18 protein-coding genes and 1 tRNA gene are annotated in these 16607 nt (G+C 61.1%); 8 read left to right on the top strand and 11 right to left on the bottom strand.

Going from position 1 to position 16607, the window contains the following annotated elements; translation table 11 throughout:
• Positions 1-48: 48 nt before the first annotated feature.
• From potE to IF690_RS18575, 3 genes are all read right to left on the bottom strand, one after another.
• Entirely contained in the window at positions 49-1389 is a 1341-nt protein-coding gene (gene potE / locus IF690_RS18585; RefSeq protein ID WP_202696858.1) for a putrescine-ornithine antiporter, read from the bottom strand.
• 88 nt (positions 1390-1477) lie between these two features.
• Positions 1478-2668 (bottom strand): cation:proton antiporter, encoded by a 1191-nt coding sequence (locus IF690_RS18580; RefSeq protein ID WP_202696857.1) that lies wholly within the window; start codon positions 2666-2668, stop codon positions 1478-1480.
• 664 nt (positions 2669-3332) lie between these two features.
• A tRNA-Ser gene (locus tag IF690_RS18575) sits at positions 3333-3420 on the bottom strand.
• Positions 3421-3543: 123 nt separating this feature from the next.
• On the opposite strand from IF690_RS18575, the gene IF690_RS18570 reads away from it, so the two are divergent.
• Positions 3544-4215 carry a Bax inhibitor-1/YccA family protein gene (locus IF690_RS18570; protein WP_023964507.1) on the top strand — a complete coding sequence of 224 codons (672 nt, stop codon included), beginning with the start codon at positions 3544-3546 and terminating at the stop codon, positions 4213-4215.
• A 72-nt stretch (positions 4216-4287) separates the two neighbouring features.
• On the opposite strand, the gene IF690_RS18565 is transcribed toward IF690_RS18570, so the two are convergent.
• From IF690_RS18565 to IF690_RS18555, 3 genes are all read right to left on the bottom strand, one after another.
• Positions 4288-4680: a VOC family protein gene (locus IF690_RS18565; RefSeq protein ID WP_202696856.1), complete on the bottom strand. Its 393-nt coding sequence runs from the start codon at positions 4678-4680 to the stop codon at positions 4288-4290.
• 12 nt (positions 4681-4692) lie between these two features.
• Positions 4693-5022, bottom strand: coding sequence for a YceK/YidQ family lipoprotein (locus IF690_RS18560; RefSeq protein WP_202696855.1), 330 nt, complete (start codon positions 5020-5022; stop codon positions 4693-4695).
• Between the two features lie 82 nt (positions 5023-5104).
• A complete protein-coding gene (locus IF690_RS18555; protein WP_023964513.1) occupies positions 5105-5542 on the bottom strand; it encodes an Lrp/AsnC family transcriptional regulator in 438 nt (145 codons plus the stop codon).
• Between the two features lie 132 nt (positions 5543-5674).
• Between IF690_RS18555 and IF690_RS18550 the strand changes: the two genes are divergently transcribed.
• Together IF690_RS18550 and IF690_RS18545 are read left to right on the top strand one after the other, a co-directional pair.
• Positions 5675-6571, top strand: a complete 897-nt coding sequence (locus IF690_RS18550) for a DMT family transporter (RefSeq protein ID WP_009049735.1) — start codon at positions 5675-5677, stop codon at positions 6569-6571.
• A gap of 84 nt (positions 6572-6655) precedes the next feature.
• Positions 6656-7609 carry a Dyp-type peroxidase gene (locus tag IF690_RS18545; RefSeq protein WP_202696854.1) on the top strand — a complete coding sequence of 318 codons (954 nt, stop codon included), beginning with the start codon at positions 6656-6658 and terminating at the stop codon, positions 7607-7609.
• Positions 7610-7736: 127 nt separating this feature from the next.
• On the opposite strand, the gene IF690_RS18540 is transcribed toward IF690_RS18545, so the two are convergent.
• The 5 genes from IF690_RS18540 to IF690_RS18520 form a co-directional block, all read right to left on the bottom strand.
• On the bottom strand, positions 7737-7898 hold the full coding sequence (locus tag IF690_RS18540) for a DUF2474 domain-containing protein (RefSeq protein ID WP_202696853.1): 162 nt from the start codon (positions 7896-7898) through the stop codon (positions 7737-7739).
• Positions 7885-8040: a hypothetical protein gene (locus IF690_RS18535; protein ID WP_202696852.1), complete on the bottom strand. Its 156-nt coding sequence runs from the start codon at positions 8038-8040 to the stop codon at positions 7885-7887. The genes IF690_RS18540 and IF690_RS18535 overlap by 14 nt, the downstream gene beginning before the upstream one ends.
• Positions 8027-9043, bottom strand: coding sequence for a cytochrome d ubiquinol oxidase subunit II (cydB, locus tag IF690_RS18530; protein WP_202696851.1), 1017 nt, complete (start codon positions 9041-9043; stop codon positions 8027-8029). The genes IF690_RS18535 and cydB overlap by 14 nt, the downstream gene beginning before the upstream one ends.
• A gap of 15 nt (positions 9044-9058) precedes the next feature.
• The gene (locus IF690_RS18525) at positions 9059-10480 is read right to left on the bottom strand and encodes a cytochrome ubiquinol oxidase subunit I (protein WP_202696850.1); all 1422 of its coding nucleotides are present in this window, start codon (positions 10478-10480) and stop codon (positions 9059-9061) included.
• A 126-nt stretch (positions 10481-10606) separates the two neighbouring features.
• The gene (locus tag IF690_RS18520) at positions 10607-12931 is read right to left on the bottom strand and encodes an FdhF/YdeP family oxidoreductase (protein ID WP_202696849.1); all 2325 of its coding nucleotides are present in this window, start codon (positions 12929-12931) and stop codon (positions 10607-10609) included.
• A gap of 444 nt (positions 12932-13375) precedes the next feature.
• On the opposite strand from IF690_RS18520, the gene moaA reads away from it, so the two are divergent.
• The 5 genes from moaA (at position 13376) to moaE (ending at position 16584) form a co-directional block, all read left to right on the top strand.
• Positions 13376-14374 carry a GTP 3',8-cyclase MoaA gene (gene moaA, locus IF690_RS18515; protein WP_202696848.1) on the top strand — a complete coding sequence of 333 codons (999 nt, stop codon included), beginning with the start codon at positions 13376-13378 and terminating at the stop codon, positions 14372-14374.
• Positions 14375-14413: 39 nt separating this feature from the next.
• Positions 14414-15313, top strand: coding sequence for a bestrophin family protein (locus IF690_RS18510; RefSeq protein ID WP_202696847.1), 900 nt, complete (start codon positions 14414-14416; stop codon positions 15311-15313).
• A 78-nt stretch (positions 15314-15391) separates the two neighbouring features.
• Positions 15392-15886 (top strand): cyclic pyranopterin monophosphate synthase MoaC, encoded by a 495-nt coding sequence (gene moaC / locus IF690_RS18505; protein ID WP_202696846.1) that lies wholly within the window; start codon positions 15392-15394, stop codon positions 15884-15886.
• A complete protein-coding gene (locus IF690_RS18500) occupies positions 15883-16134 on the top strand; it encodes a MoaD/ThiS family protein (RefSeq protein ID WP_009049725.1) in 252 nt (83 codons plus the stop codon). Before moaC ends, IF690_RS18500 begins: the two co-directional genes overlap by 4 nt.
• 3 nt (positions 16135-16137) lie before the next feature.
• Complete coding sequence (moaE, locus tag IF690_RS18495) at positions 16138-16584, top strand: molybdopterin synthase catalytic subunit MoaE (RefSeq protein ID WP_202696845.1); 447 nt, start codon at positions 16138-16140, stop codon at positions 16582-16584.
• Positions 16585-16607 lie beyond the last annotated feature (23 nt).

The raw sequence follows: 16607 nt of genomic DNA, 5'->3' as shown, positions 1-16607 counted from the left end.
GTCCTGATGCCCCCAGATTCAATTACCTACGCCACTCTGAGATGACTCTTACGCGTTATCGGTTCTGTCATTTACGGCGGGCACTTCCTGGACAAAACGTTTGGCGAGGAAGCCGTAGAGTAGGAAGCCGAACGCAAGGACGATGGCGCCACCGAACACTGCGTCCTTACCGCAGGCGAAGAGGGCGTAAAGCGAATAAGCCACGGCGATCAGTAACAACAGCGTATTGCGTGCATATATGCCAGCGCTGACACGGGCTTTGTACATCATGACCAGCAGACCGGTGGCAGCCGTCACGTAAGGGATCAGGTTGGTCACGGCTGCCAGGCTGACGAGCTTCGAAAATTGGGCGCTGGCATTGGGCGAAATGGTCGACAGTGCCATCAGGCTCTGCAGCACCGCGCAAACAATCATGCCGACAATGGGCGCGTTACGTTCGCTGATCTTGCTGAAGACTGCTGGAAACATACGCTCATCCGCAGTCATCTTTGCAGTTTGCGCCAAGGTGAACTGCCAGCCCAGCAGCGAACCGACACAGGCCACCACCGCCAGCACCATAATGATATTGCCGACAACGGGATTGAACATTCGCGCGTAGACGAGTGCAAAGGGGGCTGAGGCGTTGGCCAGTTCCGTATTTGGGATGATGCCCTGAATGACAGTGGTCGACAGTACATAGACAATGGCAGCGCCCAACGTACCGAGCAGACAGGCCAACGGCACGGTGTGTTTGGGATTTTCCACGGTATCGGAAGCCTGGGCCGCCGATTCCATGCCTAGAAACGCCCACAGGGTCAAGGGTATGGCCTTGCTGATGGCGTCTTGGATCGGCAAGTTGTTTGGGTTCCAGGCGGTTACAAATACATCAGGTTTGAACCAGAACCAGCCGATGATGCTCAAGCCGGCGACCGGGATGATGACACCCCAGACGGTTATTGCACCGATCCTGCCGGTAATGCCGGGCCCACCAAAGTTAGCCACGGTAGTCAACCAGAGCAGGCTCGTCGTACCGACGAAAAGTGGAACGGCGCCACTGCCCAGCCAGGGCAGAAAAGTCGTCATGTAGCCTACCGCAGAAATCGCGACGGCCACGTTGGCAATCGCCAGGGAAAGAAAGTACAGGTACGAACAAAGGAAAAATCCGGATTTGGCGTGCGCCTCTTCGGTGTAGGCGGACAATCCTCCCGGCCGCGGGCAGAAGATACCGCACTGGGAAAAGCAGTAGGCGATCGCCATGGAACCGATAGCGGTCACGATCCATGACAGCAACGACACAGCGCCAAGTTGGGCCATGTTCGTTGGCAACAAGATGATGCCTGACCCCATCATGTTCACCGTCACCAGTGTCGTCAGTCCCATGAGGCTCATTTTTTTGCTCGAGTTGGCCATCGCACTCCCTGATCCGCTCAAAGTCAGCTGGCAATGCTCATCTGTTCAGCACGCTAACCTTAGTAACGAGCGGTCCATCTGACAATTGTCAATGATTGCGACTGGCCAGCCGTGCAACCCAGGGATTGGCGCTCAAACCATGTAGCGCAACACTGAGTAAAACCGTACATGCGGCCGTAGCAACCAGCGAGTGTCCCGCGTTTAACGGGTAATCGAGGACCATGACGGCAAAGACGATAGTGGCCAGGCCTCGTGGGCCGAACCAACCAATAAAAAGACGGGTTTCAAAGTTGAAGCGGGTTCCGGTCAGGCTGATCAGCACGGGCAGTACGCGAATTGCGGTAAGGCTGAGCACTGAATAGATCCAGATGTTCAGAGTGAGACTGCTCCAGGCCCAGGGGATCACCATTGCGCCGAATACGACCCAAGTAATGACTGATAACAGGCTGGCGAATTCTTCTCCAGCCTTGAGCAAATGATGCTTTTGTCCGCTGAACAAGTGACTTGCAAGCAACCCTCCGGTGAACGCAGCGATAAAACCGCTGCCGCCTACTGTTTGCGCTGCAGCGAAGCAGAGAATCGCTAGACCGGGAAGGGTCAACTGTGACCACATCGGCGTTAGCCAACGGCGTCTCCCTGAATAGCGCTGCAACAGCCAGGCGAGATACGTCAGGCCGAGTCCCACCAACGCGCCAATGCCCAACTCTTCAAAAAACAATTCCAGTGCCAGTGAAAGGGGAGACTGAGTTTGTTCTTCCACCAGCAGTGCCAGGAGCATCAACAGTACCGGAACGCAAATGCCGTCATTCAACCCACTCTCGACATTCAGCCCTTCGCGTACGGGCGCTGGAACCTTCAGGTTGCTCACGACAGCCTTGCCCAGTGCAGCGTCGGTGGGTGCCAGAAGAGTTGCCAGAATTGCCAGTTCCAATAGCGGGATCTGTGGCAACAACCAGATGCCGACCAGCCAGCCACCTAGCACGGTCAACGGGAGCCCTATCATCAGCAAACGCAATGGTAAGCCTTCGTGCGCACGTAACACTCTCAAGTTGGCATTCGCCGCATCGCTGAACAGCACAATCGCCAAAGTCAGTTCAGCCAGGAGCCTGAGTCCATTTCTGTCGATCCGCGGTTGCAGAACGGCCAAAAATGATGGGCCCAGAAGCAGTCCCGCCAGCATGAACATGAGTGGACCATTGAGCAGGCGGGACTCGAAACGCCCCGCAAAAAGGCTGTAAATCAGGAGAAAAGCGGCGAAGAACGCCAGATTCTGATACATCGAAGGTCTGCCTGCTCAGTGAATGACCCATTCAATGTTTTGAGGAAGCTTCCCGATAACATGATAATTCCCGCCGGAGCGTTGCCAGTCTGTGGCGCCCGGCATTTCTCGGTATTGTCGATCAATACAAAGATGCTTTATTGAGCAATACCCACTGGATTCGGTGTTGATGTAGATCAAGCCGCAAGGATATGCGGTTTGCAAAACCGACCCGTGATCCCCCTGCAAGGATCGCCATGAAGCACTTATTCAAGGTGAATATCGGGGGCCAAGGCACCTTGCTGCCCAAGGGCCTCGACGTAAATTGATCAGCGCTGGTTTATCGTCCCGATCAATTGCCGGGTGAGTACATACTGGTTAACCGAGTGTTCAACCTGCTCGAAATGCATCGCACGGTGGCGCAATCGCTGGGCCGACACCACGTGATGATCTTCTGTTTCGCATCTGGTTAGTGGCGAAGCCGAAGTGCTAGGTACAAGCCTGTTGACGTATGTCAACGATATAAGTGAGGGGGCTTGGCCTGCGCACACGCGGCGGTTTTGGCAGGGCAGGGTTGCGGAAATGACCGAAAAGATGCGGAAACGATCCAGGAAGACCGGAGCGCCAATTGCGAACCCCAGAAACGAAAAAGCCCCGAATAATCGGGGCTTTAGCGTGACGAATATGGCGGAGGCGATGGGATTCGAACTCATGGACCTGTTACAGTCGACGGTTTTCAAGACCGTTGCCTTAAACCACTCGGCCACACCTCCGTTTTTGTTGCGGGCGCCATAATACCTGAATGAAACACACTGTCAAACTCTGCACATAGCTTGTTGCAGAGCGTCTGTTATGATCTTTGCCACTGAACGTTTCAAACCAACAGGAGTGTCGCCATGCGCGAACAGGATTACGCAGTTAATAACAGCGTGCAGGTCGAGCAGCTAGAAGTTAGCCGCGTCCTGCGCAACACCTACGGCCTACTCGCTCTCACTCTTGCCTTCAGTGGCGTGATGGCTTACGTGGCCCAGCAGATGCGGGTTGGCTATCCGAACATTTTCGTGGTGCTGATCGGTTTCTACGGTCTGTTCTTCCTCACCAACAAACTTCGTGATTCGGCCTGGGGCCTGGTGTCGGCGTTTGCCCTGACCGGTTTCATGGGCTTTCTGCTCGGCCCGATCCTCAACCGTTACCTGGGCATGCAGGGCGGTGCGGAAGTGGTCAGCTCGGCCTTTGCGATGACCGCGCTGGTCTTCGGTGGCCTGTCGGCCTATGTGCTGATTTCCCGCAAGGACATGAGCTTCCTCGGTGGTTTCATCACCGCCGGCTTCTTCGTCCTGCTGGGCGCGACGCTGGCCAGCCTGTTCTTCCAGATCAGTGGCCTGCAACTGGCGATCAGCGCGGGCTTCGTGCTGTTCTCGTCGGTGTGCATCCTGTACCAGACCAGCGCCATCATCCATGGCGGCGAGCGTAACTACATCATGGCGACCATCAGCCTGTATGTATCGATCTACAACCTGTTCGTCAGCCTGTTGCAGCTGTTCGGCATCATGGGCCGCGACGACTGATCGCCAGCCCTGGAACAAAAAAGCCCGCTTCGGCGGGCTTTTTGTTGTCTGCGATCCGACGCCCGGCCAGCGTCAAGCCGGGTCGTGGCAGCACACGCAGAGTTTGTTGCCGTCCGGGTCGCGGAAATAGGCGCCGTAATAGTCCGGGTGGTAATGCGGGCGCAGGCCGGGCGGGCCTTCGCAGGTACCGCCGTTGGCCAGGGCGAGGGCATGAGCCTGATCGACCGTGGCGTGATCGGGGGCGAGCAGGGCAATCATCTGGCCATTGCCGCTGGTGGCTGGCTGGCCGTCGAAGGGGGCGCCAATCACCAACAGCGGGCGTGGAGCCTTTTTGCTGACCCAGGCGGCCCAGGGTTTGGCCGGATCGCGGAAGCGAACCTGCAAACCCAGCTTGCCCATGATCGGTGCATAGAAGTTCCAGGCTCGCTCGAAATCGGTAATGCCGATGTAGACATGGGACAACATTACAAGACCTCACTATTGGGCAATGATCAGGCTGCCGTCGGTTTGTTGCTGATAGAGGGTGTAAGGCAGCAGCAAGGTGTCGAGCACGCCTGAAGCGGCCATGTCGAGCAGCATGCCTTGGGTCGAGGCAGGGCCGGTGGGAATTCTTCCGTTTTCTGGCACAGGGGCGTGCATGCTGCAGAAGTCATAAGTCACGCCACTGTAAATGCGCGGGACTCCACCACAGTAGGATTTTCGCTCCTTGAGTTTCTCGCTGGCCACCGCATCCTCCCTGAAGACGGTATCGATGGTTCCACAACCTGAGAGCATCAATGCCGCCAGCAACAAAATAGAGGTCTTCACGGGGCGGATCCTTCGTCGATGAGGTCCTGAGTCTAGCCAGTTTTTAGGCACCAGGGGCAAGCGTTATGTGTGAGCTCACGCATTACGCCATCGGCGGCAATCGCCGTTTCACCGGGCTTTTCTTGACGATTGCGGTATTGGTTTCCGCGCAGCTGTTGAGGTGGTCGAGCAGGCTGTCCAGTTGTTCCATGTCGCGCACATGCAGGCGGGCGATAAAGCAGTCCTCGCCTGTGACCTTGTCGCATTCGGTGAACTCGGGGATGGCCAGGATCTGTCGCTCGACTTCCTGCAGTTTCCCCGGCAGTGGCCGGATACGCACGATGGCCTGCAACTGATAGCCGAAGAACCTGGGGTCGACTTCGACGGTATAGGCCTTGAGCACGCCACGCTCTTCCAGGCGTCGCAGGCGTTCGGCGACGCTGGGGGACGACAGCCCGCTGATCTGTGCCAGGGCCTTGAGCGAACGGCGTGAATCTTCCATCAGGGCGCTGATCAGCGCCTGGTCAATTTCGTCGATCATGTCAGCCTCATTAGGTAAAACCTAAGAAATACCTTGATAAAAAAGGTGTAAGCCGATTTTAGCCTGCCGTTGAGTCTTGAGCGGGGCAGGAGCCGATTGTCATACTTTTGGCTCTTGTTGAGGAGAGTGATCATGGACAAATTGTTACGCCGCGGCTCACTGGAAATGACCGCCGCCATGTTGATTTCCGGCACCATCGGCTGGTTCGTGCTGGTGTCCGGGCAGCCGGTGCTGGATGTAGTGTTCTGGCGCTGCGTGTTCGGCGCCGCGACCCTGTTGTTGATCTGTGCCGGCTTCGGCTTTCTGCGCCCCGGCATCCTGACGCGCACCACCTTTCTCCTCGCTGTGCTCAGCGGTGTCGCCATCGTCGGCAACTGGGTGCTGCTGTTCGCTTCCTACTCCCGGGCCTCGATTGCCATCGGCACCGCGGTCTACAACGTCCAGCCATTCATGCTGGTGGGGCTGGCGGCACTGTTTCTCGGCGAAAAAATCACTGCGCAGAAACTGTTCTGGCTGAGTATTTCCTTTGCCGGGATGCTGGCCATCGTCAGTGCCCATGGCGAGCAAGGGGCAGGGGGCAATGACTATCTGCTGGGGATCGCCCTGGCGCTGGGCGCGGCCTTGCTGTACGCCTTCGCCGCGCTCTTGATCAAGCGCCTGACCGGCACGCCGCCGCACCTGATTGCGCTGATCCAGGTCTGCACCGGGGTGTTGCTGCTGGCACCCTGGGCCAACCTCTCTGCGCTGCCCACGGCGCCGGGCGCCTGGGCCAGCCTGCTGACCCTGGGCATCGTGCACACCGGGGTGATGTACGTGCTGTTGTACGGCGCGATCCAGAAACTGCCGACCGCGCTGACCGGCGCACTGTCGTTCATCTACCCGATCGCGGCGATCTTCGTCGACTGGTTCGCCTTCGGCCATCGCCTGGAGTTGCTGCAATGGATCGGCGTGATCGCCATCCTGCTGGCGGCGGCCGGGATGCAGCAGGGCTGGAGCCTGGGGTTGCGCCGTCGGGTGGCGGCGCAGTAAGCGCTGCGGTCCACTCAGGAGCCGTGGCTGGACGATTATTTGCTACTCTGCGGTCCATCCATCCCGTTCCGCCGAGTACAGAACATGCCAATATCCGACGCCAGTCCCGAACCGCAATCCGTCTGCAACCCGATTACCAGCAGCGCGATCTTTATCGTCGCCACCCTGGCCCCCGGCAATGAGGCTGCCGCCAAGGTGCGGGGTTGGTGCGAGGACGTGGCGGGCCTCACCCGTTCGGTTGGCAAGCGGGTGCCCGCGGGTAACCTGTCGTGTGTCTGCGGTTTTGCTTCGGCGGCCTGGGACCGGCTCTTTGGCGGCCCGCGCCCGGCGTCCCTGCACGCCTTTCGCGAGTTCGGCCCGCAAGAGCGCCGGGCCGTGGCGACCCCCGGCGACATCCTGCTGCACATTCGCGCGGACCAGATGGACCTGTGTTTCGAGCTGGCGACGCAACTGATCGCGGCGCTGGGCGATGCGGTCTCGGTGGTCGACGAGGTGCAGGGTTTCCGCTATTTCGACATGCGCAGCATCATCGGTTTTGTCGACGGCACGGAAAACCCGGTCGGGCGCAAGGCCATCGAGTTCACCCTGGTCGGCGATGAAGATCCGGCGTTCAGCGGCGGCAGTTATGTGCTGGTGCAGAAGTACCTGCATAACATGAACGCCTGGAACGAGCTGTCGGTCGAGGAGCAGGAACGCATTATCGGGCGCAAGAAACTGTCCGATATCGAACTCGACGACTCGGTCAAGCCGAGCTCTTCCCACAGTGCCTTGACCACCATCACCAAGGATGGCGAAGAGGTGAAGATCCTGCGCGACAACATGCCGTTCGGCCGGCCGGGGGCGGGGGAGTTCGGCACCTATTTCATCGGCTACGCGCGTTCGCCGGAGCCCATCGAGCAGATGCTGGAAAACATGTTTGTCGGCCGGCCGGCGGGTAACTATGACCGCCTGCTGGACTTCAGCACGGCGGTGACCGGCGGGTTGTTCTTCGTGCCTTCGGCCGATCTGCTGGAGGCGTTGGCCGAACGCCAGCCCTGATCCGAATGCAACGAGCCCGCGAGGCGGGGGCCGCGCGGGCTCTTTGTATCTGGCTGATTGAAGCCACAAACCGGGAAAGGTGCCGGCGCCTAACAATGTGCCGAGCCTTTACCGATGCAGCCAGCAATCAGTGAGGGCTCATCCCGGCCAGCTGCATCATCAGCCGCAGCAGCCCGGCCACCGCACCCAAGGCCAGCACACTGCCAAACCAGATGCCCACCAGCCACGCCAGCCGCCGATACCAGGGGGCGGTCGGGCCGCCCGTGGTCGATACCTCAGAGCCTTCCATAAGCCAACTCCATCATCAGTGCGGTGGCGGCTGCCAGCATGACCAGCCCGCCGAGGAACAGCAGGCTCAGCTGCGCCACCTGCTGGTAGAAAGGCCTCAGCCTGGCATTGGTTTGAAGGTTGTCGCGGTCAATGGTAACCATCGCCGATCCTCACTTTGCCGCGGAACACGTAGTAGCTCCAGCAGGTGTACATCAGGATGATCGGCAGGATGAACAGGGTGCCGATCAGGATGAACAGCTGGCTGGAAGGGGGCGATGCCGCCTGCCACAGGCTGATGGAAGGCGGCACGATGTTCGGCCAGATGCTGAAGGCCAGGCCGATGTAGCCGAGGAACACCAGCGCCAGGGTGAACACGAACGGCCAGTGCGAGTGATGCTGGCGCAAGGTGCGCAGCAGTCCGAACAGCGCCAGCAACCCGAGGACCACCAGGGCGCCGAAGACCACGATATGCGCGTGGGTGAACCAGCGGCTGGCGATCTCCGGATGCAGCACAGGCGTCCACACGCAGAGCACCGCGACCACCGCCATCAGCACGAACGCCAGCGGCCGGCTGTAGTGGCGCATCCGCGATTCGAGCATGCCTTCGGTTTTGACCAGCAGCCAAGTGCTGCCCAGCAATGCATAGGCGACAATCAGGCCCAGGCCGCAGAACAGTGGGAACGGTGCCAGCCAATCGAGGTTGCCGCCGGCGAACTGGCGATTGACCACCGGGATCCCGGCGATGTAACTGCCGATCACGATACCCTGGCAAAAGGTCGCCAGCAGCGAGCCGCCAATGAACGCCATGTCCCAGATATGGCGTTTTTCCGGGCTGGCCTTGAAGCGGAACTCAAAGGCCACGCCGCGGAAGATCAAGCCGGCCAGCATGAAAATCAGCGGCAGGTACAAGGCCTCCAGAATCACCGAATAGGCCAGCGGAAAGGCCCCGTACAGCGCCGCGCCGCCGAGGATCAGCCAGGTCTCGTTACCGTCCCAGACCGGCGCCACGGTGTTCATCATCACATCGCGCTCCTGCGCGTCCGGGATCAGCGGGAAGAGGATCCCCAGTCCCAGGTCGAAGCCATCCATGATGACGTACATCATCACCCCGAAGGCGATGATCACGCCCCAGATCAACGACAGATCTATACCTTGAATGCCCATGGGCAAGCTCCTTGTTCAGTTGGCGGGGTTGCCGGACGCGAAGGTCTCGGGAACGGCGGACAGCGGCCGACGCGGCGTGCGGTCCTGGCCGGGGCCGCCTTGTGGCGGATGATCGTGATGGGGCTGCGGGCCCTTGCGGACCAGCTTCATCATGTAGGCGATGCCCACGGTGAACACCGAGAAGTAGATCAACACGAACAGCGCCAGCGAGATGCTCAGTTGGCTGACCGAGTGGTTCGACGCCGCGTCGGCGGTGCGCTGCAGCCCGTACACCACCCACGGCTGGCGGCCGACCTCGGTGGTGATCCAGCCGGCGAGCATGGCGATCAGCCCGGTCGGGCCCATGCACAGCACCAGGCGCAGGAACAGCCGGTTGCGGTACAGCGCGCCGTTGCGGCGCAGGGCCAGGCCGAGCAGGCCGGTGAGGATCATCAACATGCCCAGCCCGGCCATGATCCGGAAGCTGAAGAAAATGATGGTCGCGTTTGGTCGGTCCTCTTTCGGGAAGCTCTTGAGCGCCGGGATCTGCTTGTCCAGGCTGTGGGTCAGGATCAGGCTGCCCAGGTAAGGCACTTCGATTGCGTAGCCGGTCTTCTCGGCGTCCATGTCGGGGATGCCGAACAGCACCAGCGGCGTCGGTTCGTCGCCGATGTTTTCCCAGTGGCCTTCGATGGCGGCGATTTTCGCCGGCTGATGTTCCAGGGTGTTCAGGCCGTGGGCATCCCCGACCACCGCCTGGATCGGTGCGACGATCAAGGCCATCCACATCGCCATCGACAGCATCTTGCGCACTTGCGGCGTGTCGTTCTTGCGCAGCAGGTGCCAGGCCGCGGACGAGCCGACAAAAAACGCCGTGGCGACAAACGCGGCGATCGCCATGTGCGCCAGGCGGAACGGGAACGACGGGTTGAACACGATGGCCAGCCAGTCCATCGGCACGATCCGCCCATCGACGATGGAGAAGCCCTGCGGCGTCTGCATCCAGCTGTTGGAGGCGAGGATCCAGAAGGTCGAGATCAGCGTGCCGATCGCCACCATGACCGTGGAGAAAAAGTGCAGCCCACGGCCGACCCGGTTCCAGCCGAACAGCATCACCCCGAGGAAACCGGCCTCGAGGAAAAACGCGGTCAGCACTTCATAGGTCAGCAGGGGCCCGGTAATGCTCCCGGCGAAGTCCGAGAAACGGCTCCAGTTGGTGCCGAACTCGTAGGCCATGACCAGCCCGGAGACCACCCCCATGCCGAAGTTGACGGCAAAGATTTTCGACCAGAAGTGATACAGGTCCTTGTAGACCGGATTATGGCTTTTCAGCCACAGGCCTTCGAGCACTGCCAGGAAGCTGGCCAGCCCGATGGTGATGGCGGGAAAGATGATATGGAACGAGACCGTGAACGCGAATTGGATTCGCGCCAGGTCGAGCGCTTCCAGGTTTGGCATGACGATACCCTCAGAGTGGCTCGATACCTGTGCACCGCCCGGCCGACCGCGGAGCCTTGCGGCTCGCGGTCAACGGCAATGCAGGTTTCGAAAGGGCCGGGGCGACGCGCGCCGCCCCGGGCAGGTTCAATCGACGGAGGACTGGATCAGGTTGCTGGCCGGCGCCGGTTCAAGGCGGATCGCGATGAACTTCGAGGTCGGGGTGAAGGTGCGGTCGCCGTAGCTTTCCAGTGGCACCAGAGGGTTGGTTTCCGGGTAGTAGGCCGCGGCCTGGCCGGCTGGAATGTCGTAGGCGATCAGGGTGAAGCCGCTCACCCGGCGCTCGCGGCCGTCGCCCCACAGCGAGATCATGTCGACCTTCTGCCCAGGCTCGTAGCCCAGCTGGCGAATGTCCTGCTCGTTGACGAACACCACGTCGCGCATGCCGTAGACCCCGCGATAGCGATCGTCCAGGCCATACAGGGTGGTGTTGTACTGGTCGTGGGAACGCATGGTCTGCAGGATCAGCTCAGGTTTCACTCCCAGGTCGCGCACGCCCTGGCTCACCAGGTGTTCCGGCAAGACGCCGGGGGTGAACTGGGCCTTGCCGGTGGCGGTTTTCCAGATGCGCTGGGCGGCGTCGTTACCCAGGTGGAAACCACCGGGGTGCAGCAGCTTCTTGTTGAAGTCCTTGAAGCCGGGAATGGTGTCGGCGATCAGGTTGCGGATCCGGCTGTAGTCCTCGATCACCCACAGCCAGTCGATGGGGTGGCTGCCGAGGGTGGCGTTGGCGATCCCGGCGATGATCGCCGGTTCCGAGCGCATCAGCGGCGACTTGGGTTTCAGCTGGCCGTGGGAAATGTGCACCATGCTGAAGGTGTCTTCCACAGTGACGCCTTGCGGGCCCTGGGCTTGCAGGTCGATATCGGTGCGCCCCAGGCACGGCAGGATCAGCGCCTCGCGGCCGGTGACCAGGTGGCTGCGATTGAGCTTGGTGGCGATGTGCACGGTCAGCTCGCAGTTGCGCAGGGCGGCGTGGGTGCGCGGGCTGTCGGGGGTGGCCTGGGCGAAGTTGCCGCCCAGGCCGATGAACACCTTGGCGCGACCTTCTTCCATGGCAGCGATCGCCATCACCGTGTTGTGGCCGTGCTTGCGCGGCGCCTTGAAGGCAAAACGCGCCTCCAGGGCATCGAGCAATTCGGCGGGGGCCAGTTCGTTGATGCCCATGGTGCGGTCGCCCTGCACGTTACTGTGGCCGCGCACCGGCGACAGCCCGGCGCCCGGGCGGCCGATATTGCCGCGCAGCAATTGCACGTTGACCACTTCCTGCACGGTCAGCACCGAGTGGGTGTGCTGGGTCACGCCCATGGCCCAGCACATGATCACCCGCTTGGCCTTGCGGTACATGCGCGCGGCCAGCTCGATGTCCTGCAGGGACAGGCCGGACTGTTCGAGGATGTGCTCCCAGCTGGTGGCGTCGACCTCGGCCAGGTAAGCGTCCAGGCCCGAGGTGTGCTCGGCGATGAAGGCGCGGTCGAATACCGCCTCGCCGTTGTTCGCCAGGGCTTCGCGTTCCCACTGCCAGAGGAACTTGGCGATGCCGCGCATGGCCGCCATGTCGCCGCCCAGGGCCGGACGGAAGTAAGCGGAGGAGGTGGGTTCCGAGCCGTTGGTGAGCATTTCCAGCGGGTGCTGCGGGTGCTGGAAACGTTCCAGGCCACGCTCTTTCAGCGGGTTGAAACAGATTACCTGGGCGCCACGCTTCACCGCTTCGCGCAGCGGTTCGAGCATCCGCGGATGGTTGGTGCCGGGGTTCTGGCCGATGACAAAAATGGCGTCGGCTTCCTCCAGGTCATCGAAGGTCACCGTGCCTTTGCCCACGCCAACGCTGTCGTCCATGCCCAGGCCGCTGGCCTCGTGGCACATGTTCGAGCAGTCGGGGAAGTTGTTGGTGCCATAGGCACGCACGAACAGCTGGTAGAGGTAGGCGGCCTCGTTGCTGGCCCGGCCCGAGGTGTAGAACTCGGCCTGGTCGGGCGACTCCAGTCCGTTCAGGTGCTTGGCAATCAGGGCGAAGGCATCGTCCCAGCTGGTTTCGACGTAGCGGTCAAGGCTGGCGTCGTAACGCATCGGGTGGGTCAGGCGGCCCTGGTATTCGAGCCAGTAATCGCTTTGCGCCGCCAGTGCCGACACGGTGTATTTATTGAAGAAGGCCGGGTTGACCAGGCGCCCGGTGGCTTCCCAGTTGACCGCCTTGGCGCCGTTTTCGCAGAACTTGACCATGCCGTTTTCCGGCGATTCGCCCCAGGCGCAACCCGGGCAGTCGAAACCGCCGTTCTGGTTGGTCTTGAGCATGGTGCGAATGTTCTTGAAAGCGTTTTCGCTGCCCAACCAGTTCCTGGTCACGGCAATCAGCGCGCCCCAACCGGCGGCGGCTCCCTTGTAGGGTTTGTAGCGTTCAACTTCGCTCATGGTTCTTCTCCAGGACATCGCACGTAGGCTGTGCCTAATGCCGAGTCATTGTTCATGACTGTTTTGTTGTGCGGTCAAATGCGCTTTTATTTGCAGCCAGTTACACGGCATGCGCATTTATTCACTTCACGGGTGCCGCTCAAGTACTACGGGAACAAGCCTATGTTGGCCGTGAAGTGCCTGTCTAATCGCTATTAATGACCAGTTGATCGAGATCCTCTATCAAGGAAAAAGTCGAAATAAATCAATAAATTATTTATTTAAGGCGAGGTCATTTCAGGTGCTTTTTTGCTTGATAGATCCTATTGATCAACCGGTTGTTAATAGCGATTAGACGGCGCTTTTAATTGAACTTAGTCTTGCCGCAACAAGGCCCCTCTATAACGGCGGCCTTCCAATAACAACCTTCTGGACAATGCACCTGAAGTGTTGATGGAGGCGGTAATGTCAGATCGAATCCTGCAGGATGGTTTTTCCCGGCGAGTCGACTATCTGCGGATGTCGGTGACCGACCGCTGCGACTTTCGCTGTGTGTATTGCATGGCCGAAAACATGCAGTTCCTGCCGCGGCAACACATCCTGACCCTGGAGGAGCTCTATCGGCTGGCGCAAAGCTTCGTCGCCCTGGGCACCCGGAAAATCCGCCTGACTGGGGGCGAACCCCTGGTCCGCCAGGGCGTCGTCGAGCTGTGCCGGCGCATCGCCGCGCTGCCGGGGCTGCGCGAGCTGTGCATGACCACCAATGGCTCGCAGCTGGGCAAGCTGGCGGCGCCCTTGTTCGAGGCCGGGCTCAAGCGTCTGAACATCAGCCTCGACAGCCTCGATGCCAGGCGTTTTCGCGAGCTGACCCGCACCGGCGACCTGGCCCGGGTGATTGCCGGTATCGACGCGGCGAATGCCGCCGGTTTCCAGCACACCAAGCTCAACTGCGTGGTGATGAAAGGCCGCAACGAGCATGAGATCAACGACCTGGTGGGTTTTGCCATCGACCGTGGGCTGGATATCTCCTTTATCGAAGAGATGCCCCTGGGAGTGATCAGCGAACACAGCCGCGCCGATGCGTTTTTTTCCAGCGCCCAGGTGCGCGAGCGCATCGCCGAGCGCTACACCCTGATCGACTCCACCGAATCGACCCAGGGGCCGTCGCGTTACTGGCGCCTGGCCGAAGCGCCGGAGATTCGCCTGGGGTTCATCTCGCCCCACAGCCACAACTTCTGCGCCACCTGCAACCGGGTGCGGCTGACCGTCGAGGGCCGGCTCCTGCTGTGCCTGGGCAACGAGCATGCGGTCGACCTGAAGCAGGTGCTGCGCAGCCATCCGGGCGAGTCGGGACGCCTGGAGCGGGCCATCGTCGAGGCGATGAAAATCAAGCCGTACCGCCACAACTTCGCACTCAATGACGAGGTGCAAGTGGTGCGGTTCATGAACATGACCGGCGGCTAACCCGCGCGGTTTTCCCCTCTGCAAAAAGGCTGTCTTGCGATGATCGTCAGATCCAAACCCAACCTGATCAATGTGCTGATTTCGCTCAAGGGCTCGATCGCCAAGCGCATCGCCCTGCGCAGCCTGCTGGTGACCCTCCTGGCCTCGGCCATCGTGCTGATCGAGACCCTGTATCCGGCCTATTTCTCCAGGGTCAATGCCACGCCGTTCACCTTGTTGGGCCTGTCGCTGTCGATCTTCATGAGCTTTCGCAACAACGCCTGCTACGACCGCTGGTATGAGGCGCGCAAGGCCCTGGGCACGCTGGTGACGGAGGTGCGTTCGATGATCCGCGAAACCCAGGCGATCAAGGACTCGCGGCAGCGCGGCCAGATCCTGCGCGACCTCTGCGGCTTCGCCCATGCCCTCAACGCCAGGCTGCGCGAGGAAGACGAGCCGAGCGCGGCGGGCACCTGGCTGAGCCGGTTGCCGTCGACCCAGGCGCCCAACGTGCCGGACAGCATCCTGCGCCACGTCGGCCAACAGTGTTCGACCCTGGCCGAATCCGGGGCGATCAGCGAATGGCGCTACACGCTGCTGGCCAATCACCTGAGCAGCCTGACCTGCGCCCAGACCATCTGCGAGCGGATCAAGAGCACGCCATTGCCCTTTCCCTACACCCTGTTGCTGCACCGCACCAGCTACATCTTCTGCATCCTGCTGCCCTTTGCCATGGCCGAGCCCCTGGGCTGGCTGACGCCGATCTTCACGGCCATCGTCAGTTATACGTTCTTCGGCCTGGATGCCATTGGCGACGAGCTGGAAGACCCCTTCGGCCGGGACGAGAACGACCTGCCGACCAATGCCCTGGTGCGCACCATCGAGCGCGAGGTGCTGGATGCCCTGGGGGCGACGCAGCTACCGCCAGTGCTGCAGCCGGTGGACTTCGTGCTGAGCTGATCGGCGCCCATGCGTTCGCCCTGGCTCCCCCGGGCGACATCAAATACTCAACCCAGCCAGCCGGCTGCGAGGATAACCATGCCCCACGACTCCACCACCCTGACTCACCTGGACGCCGAAGGCCGCGCCAACATGGTCGATGTCAGCGACAAGCTGCCCACCGACCGCGAAGCCCAGGCCCAGGCCTGGGTGCGCATGCGGCCCGCCACCTTGCAGATGATCCAGCAGAACGGCCACCCCAAGGGCGACGTGTTCGCGGTCGCGCGCATCGCGGGCATCATGGCGGCGAAGAAAACCCATGAACTCATCCCGCTTTGCCATCCGCTGATGCTCAGCTCGATTCACCTCGGGCTGAAGGCCGTCGAGCCCGACAGCGTCAGGATCGTCGCCACCTGCCGGCTGAACGGCCGCACCGGGGTCGAGCTGGAGGCCCTCACCGCGGCCAGCGTGGCCGCGCTGACTATCTACGACATGTGCAAGGCGGTCGACCGCGGCATGGTCATCGACAGCATCCAGCTCTTGAAGAAACAGGGCGGGCGATCCGGCACCTTCGAAGCGGGAGTCACCGCATGATTCTGATCAACTACTTTGCCCGTTATCGCGAGCAGCTCGGTATCGGCGGCGAGAAGATCGCGCTGGACGATTCGTTGCGCAGCGTCGGCGATGTGAGGACATTGCTGATGGCCAGGGGCGAGACCTGGCAGGCGGTGCTCGGCGAAAACAGCCTGATGTGCGCGCTGAACCAGGACCTGTGCAACCTCGACGCACCCATCGAGGACTTCGACGAGATCGCGTTTTTCCCACAAGTCACCGGGGGTTGAGCCATGACCGTGCATGTCCAGGCCGAGGCCCTCGACCTCGACCGACTGCACCGCGAGGTGCATGGCGAGGACCCGAGCGTTGGCGCGGTGGTGACTTTCGTCGGCTATGTGCGGGACCTGAATCTGGAGGAAAAGGTCGGCAGCCTGTTCCTCGAACATTACCCGGGCATGACCGAGCGCGCGTTGCGGCGCATCGTCGATGAGGCCAATCAGCGCTGGCTGCTGCAACGGGTCAGGGTCGTGCATCGGGTGGGACTGTTGCAGGTGGCTGAGCCTATCGTGTTTGTCGGCGTCGCCAGCGCCCATCGACAAGCGGCCTTCGAGGCTTGCGCCTTCCTGATGGACTACCTGAAGACCCGCGCGCCGTTCTGGAAGCGCGAACAGACGCCGTCCGGCGAGCGCTGGGTGGAGGGCCGGGAGAGCGACCAACTGGCCGCCAGTCGCTGGTAGGGCAGGGATGCGCCCTGCGGCGC

Source organism: Pseudomonas sp. SK3(2021), from assembly GCF_016772375.1.
Taxonomy (GTDB): Bacteria; Pseudomonadota; Gammaproteobacteria; order Pseudomonadales; family Pseudomonadaceae; genus Aquipseudomonas; species Aquipseudomonas chlororaphis_I.
Note: the sequence above shows the minus strand (reverse complement) of the source record. Positions and strands in the feature narration are given on the sequence as shown.

What these genes read in the sequence shown, in the direction of transcription:
- moaE (WP_202696845.1), top strand. Translation starts at nt 16,138, where the DNA reads ATGACCGTGCATGTCCAGGCCGAGGCCCTCGACCTCGACCGACTGCAC.
- moaA (WP_202696848.1), top strand. Translation starts at nt 13,376, where the DNA reads ATGTCAGATCGAATCCTGCAGGATGGTTTTTCCCGGCGAGTCGACTAT.
- IF690_RS18555 (WP_023964513.1), bottom strand. Translation starts at nt 5,542, where the DNA reads ATGATCGACGAAATTGACCAGGCGCTGATCAGCGCCCTGATGGAAGAT.
- IF690_RS18510 (WP_202696847.1), top strand. Translation starts at nt 14,414, where the DNA reads ATGATCGTCAGATCCAAACCCAACCTGATCAATGTGCTGATTTCGCTC.
- IF690_RS18565 (WP_202696856.1), bottom strand. Translation starts at nt 4,680, where the DNA reads ATGTTGTCCCATGTCTACATCGGCATTACCGATTTCGAGCGAGCCTGG.
- IF690_RS18535 (WP_202696852.1), bottom strand. Translation starts at nt 8,040, where the DNA reads ATGGTTACCATTGACCGCGACAACCTTCAAACCAATGCCAGGCTGAGG.
- IF690_RS18500 (WP_009049725.1), top strand. Translation starts at nt 15,883, where the DNA reads ATGATTCTGATCAACTACTTTGCCCGTTATCGCGAGCAGCTCGGTATC.
- IF690_RS18520 (WP_202696849.1), bottom strand. Translation starts at nt 12,931, where the DNA reads ATGAGCGAAGTTGAACGCTACAAACCCTACAAGGGAGCCGCCGCCGGT.
- IF690_RS18580 (WP_202696857.1), bottom strand. Translation starts at nt 2,668, where the DNA reads ATGTATCAGAATCTGGCGTTCTTCGCCGCTTTTCTCCTGATTTACAGC.
- IF690_RS18570 (WP_023964507.1), top strand. Translation starts at nt 3,544, where the DNA reads ATGCGCGAACAGGATTACGCAGTTAATAACAGCGTGCAGGTCGAGCAG.
- IF690_RS18545 (WP_202696854.1), top strand. Translation starts at nt 6,656, where the DNA reads ATGCCAATATCCGACGCCAGTCCCGAACCGCAATCCGTCTGCAACCCG.
- IF690_RS18525 (WP_202696850.1), bottom strand. Translation starts at nt 10,480, where the DNA reads ATGCCAAACCTGGAAGCGCTCGACCTGGCGCGAATCCAATTCGCGTTC.
- moaC (WP_202696846.1), top strand. Translation starts at nt 15,392, where the DNA reads ATGCCCCACGACTCCACCACCCTGACTCACCTGGACGCCGAAGGCCGC.
- IF690_RS18550 (WP_009049735.1), top strand. Translation starts at nt 5,675, where the DNA reads ATGGACAAATTGTTACGCCGCGGCTCACTGGAAATGACCGCCGCCATG.
- IF690_RS18540 (WP_202696853.1), bottom strand. Translation starts at nt 7,898, where the DNA reads ATGGAAGGCTCTGAGGTATCGACCACGGGCGGCCCGACCGCCCCCTGG.
- potE (WP_202696858.1), bottom strand. Translation starts at nt 1,389, where the DNA reads ATGGCCAACTCGAGCAAAAAAATGAGCCTCATGGGACTGACGACACTG.
- cydB (WP_202696851.1), bottom strand. Translation starts at nt 9,043, where the DNA reads ATGGGCATTCAAGGTATAGATCTGTCGTTGATCTGGGGCGTGATCATC.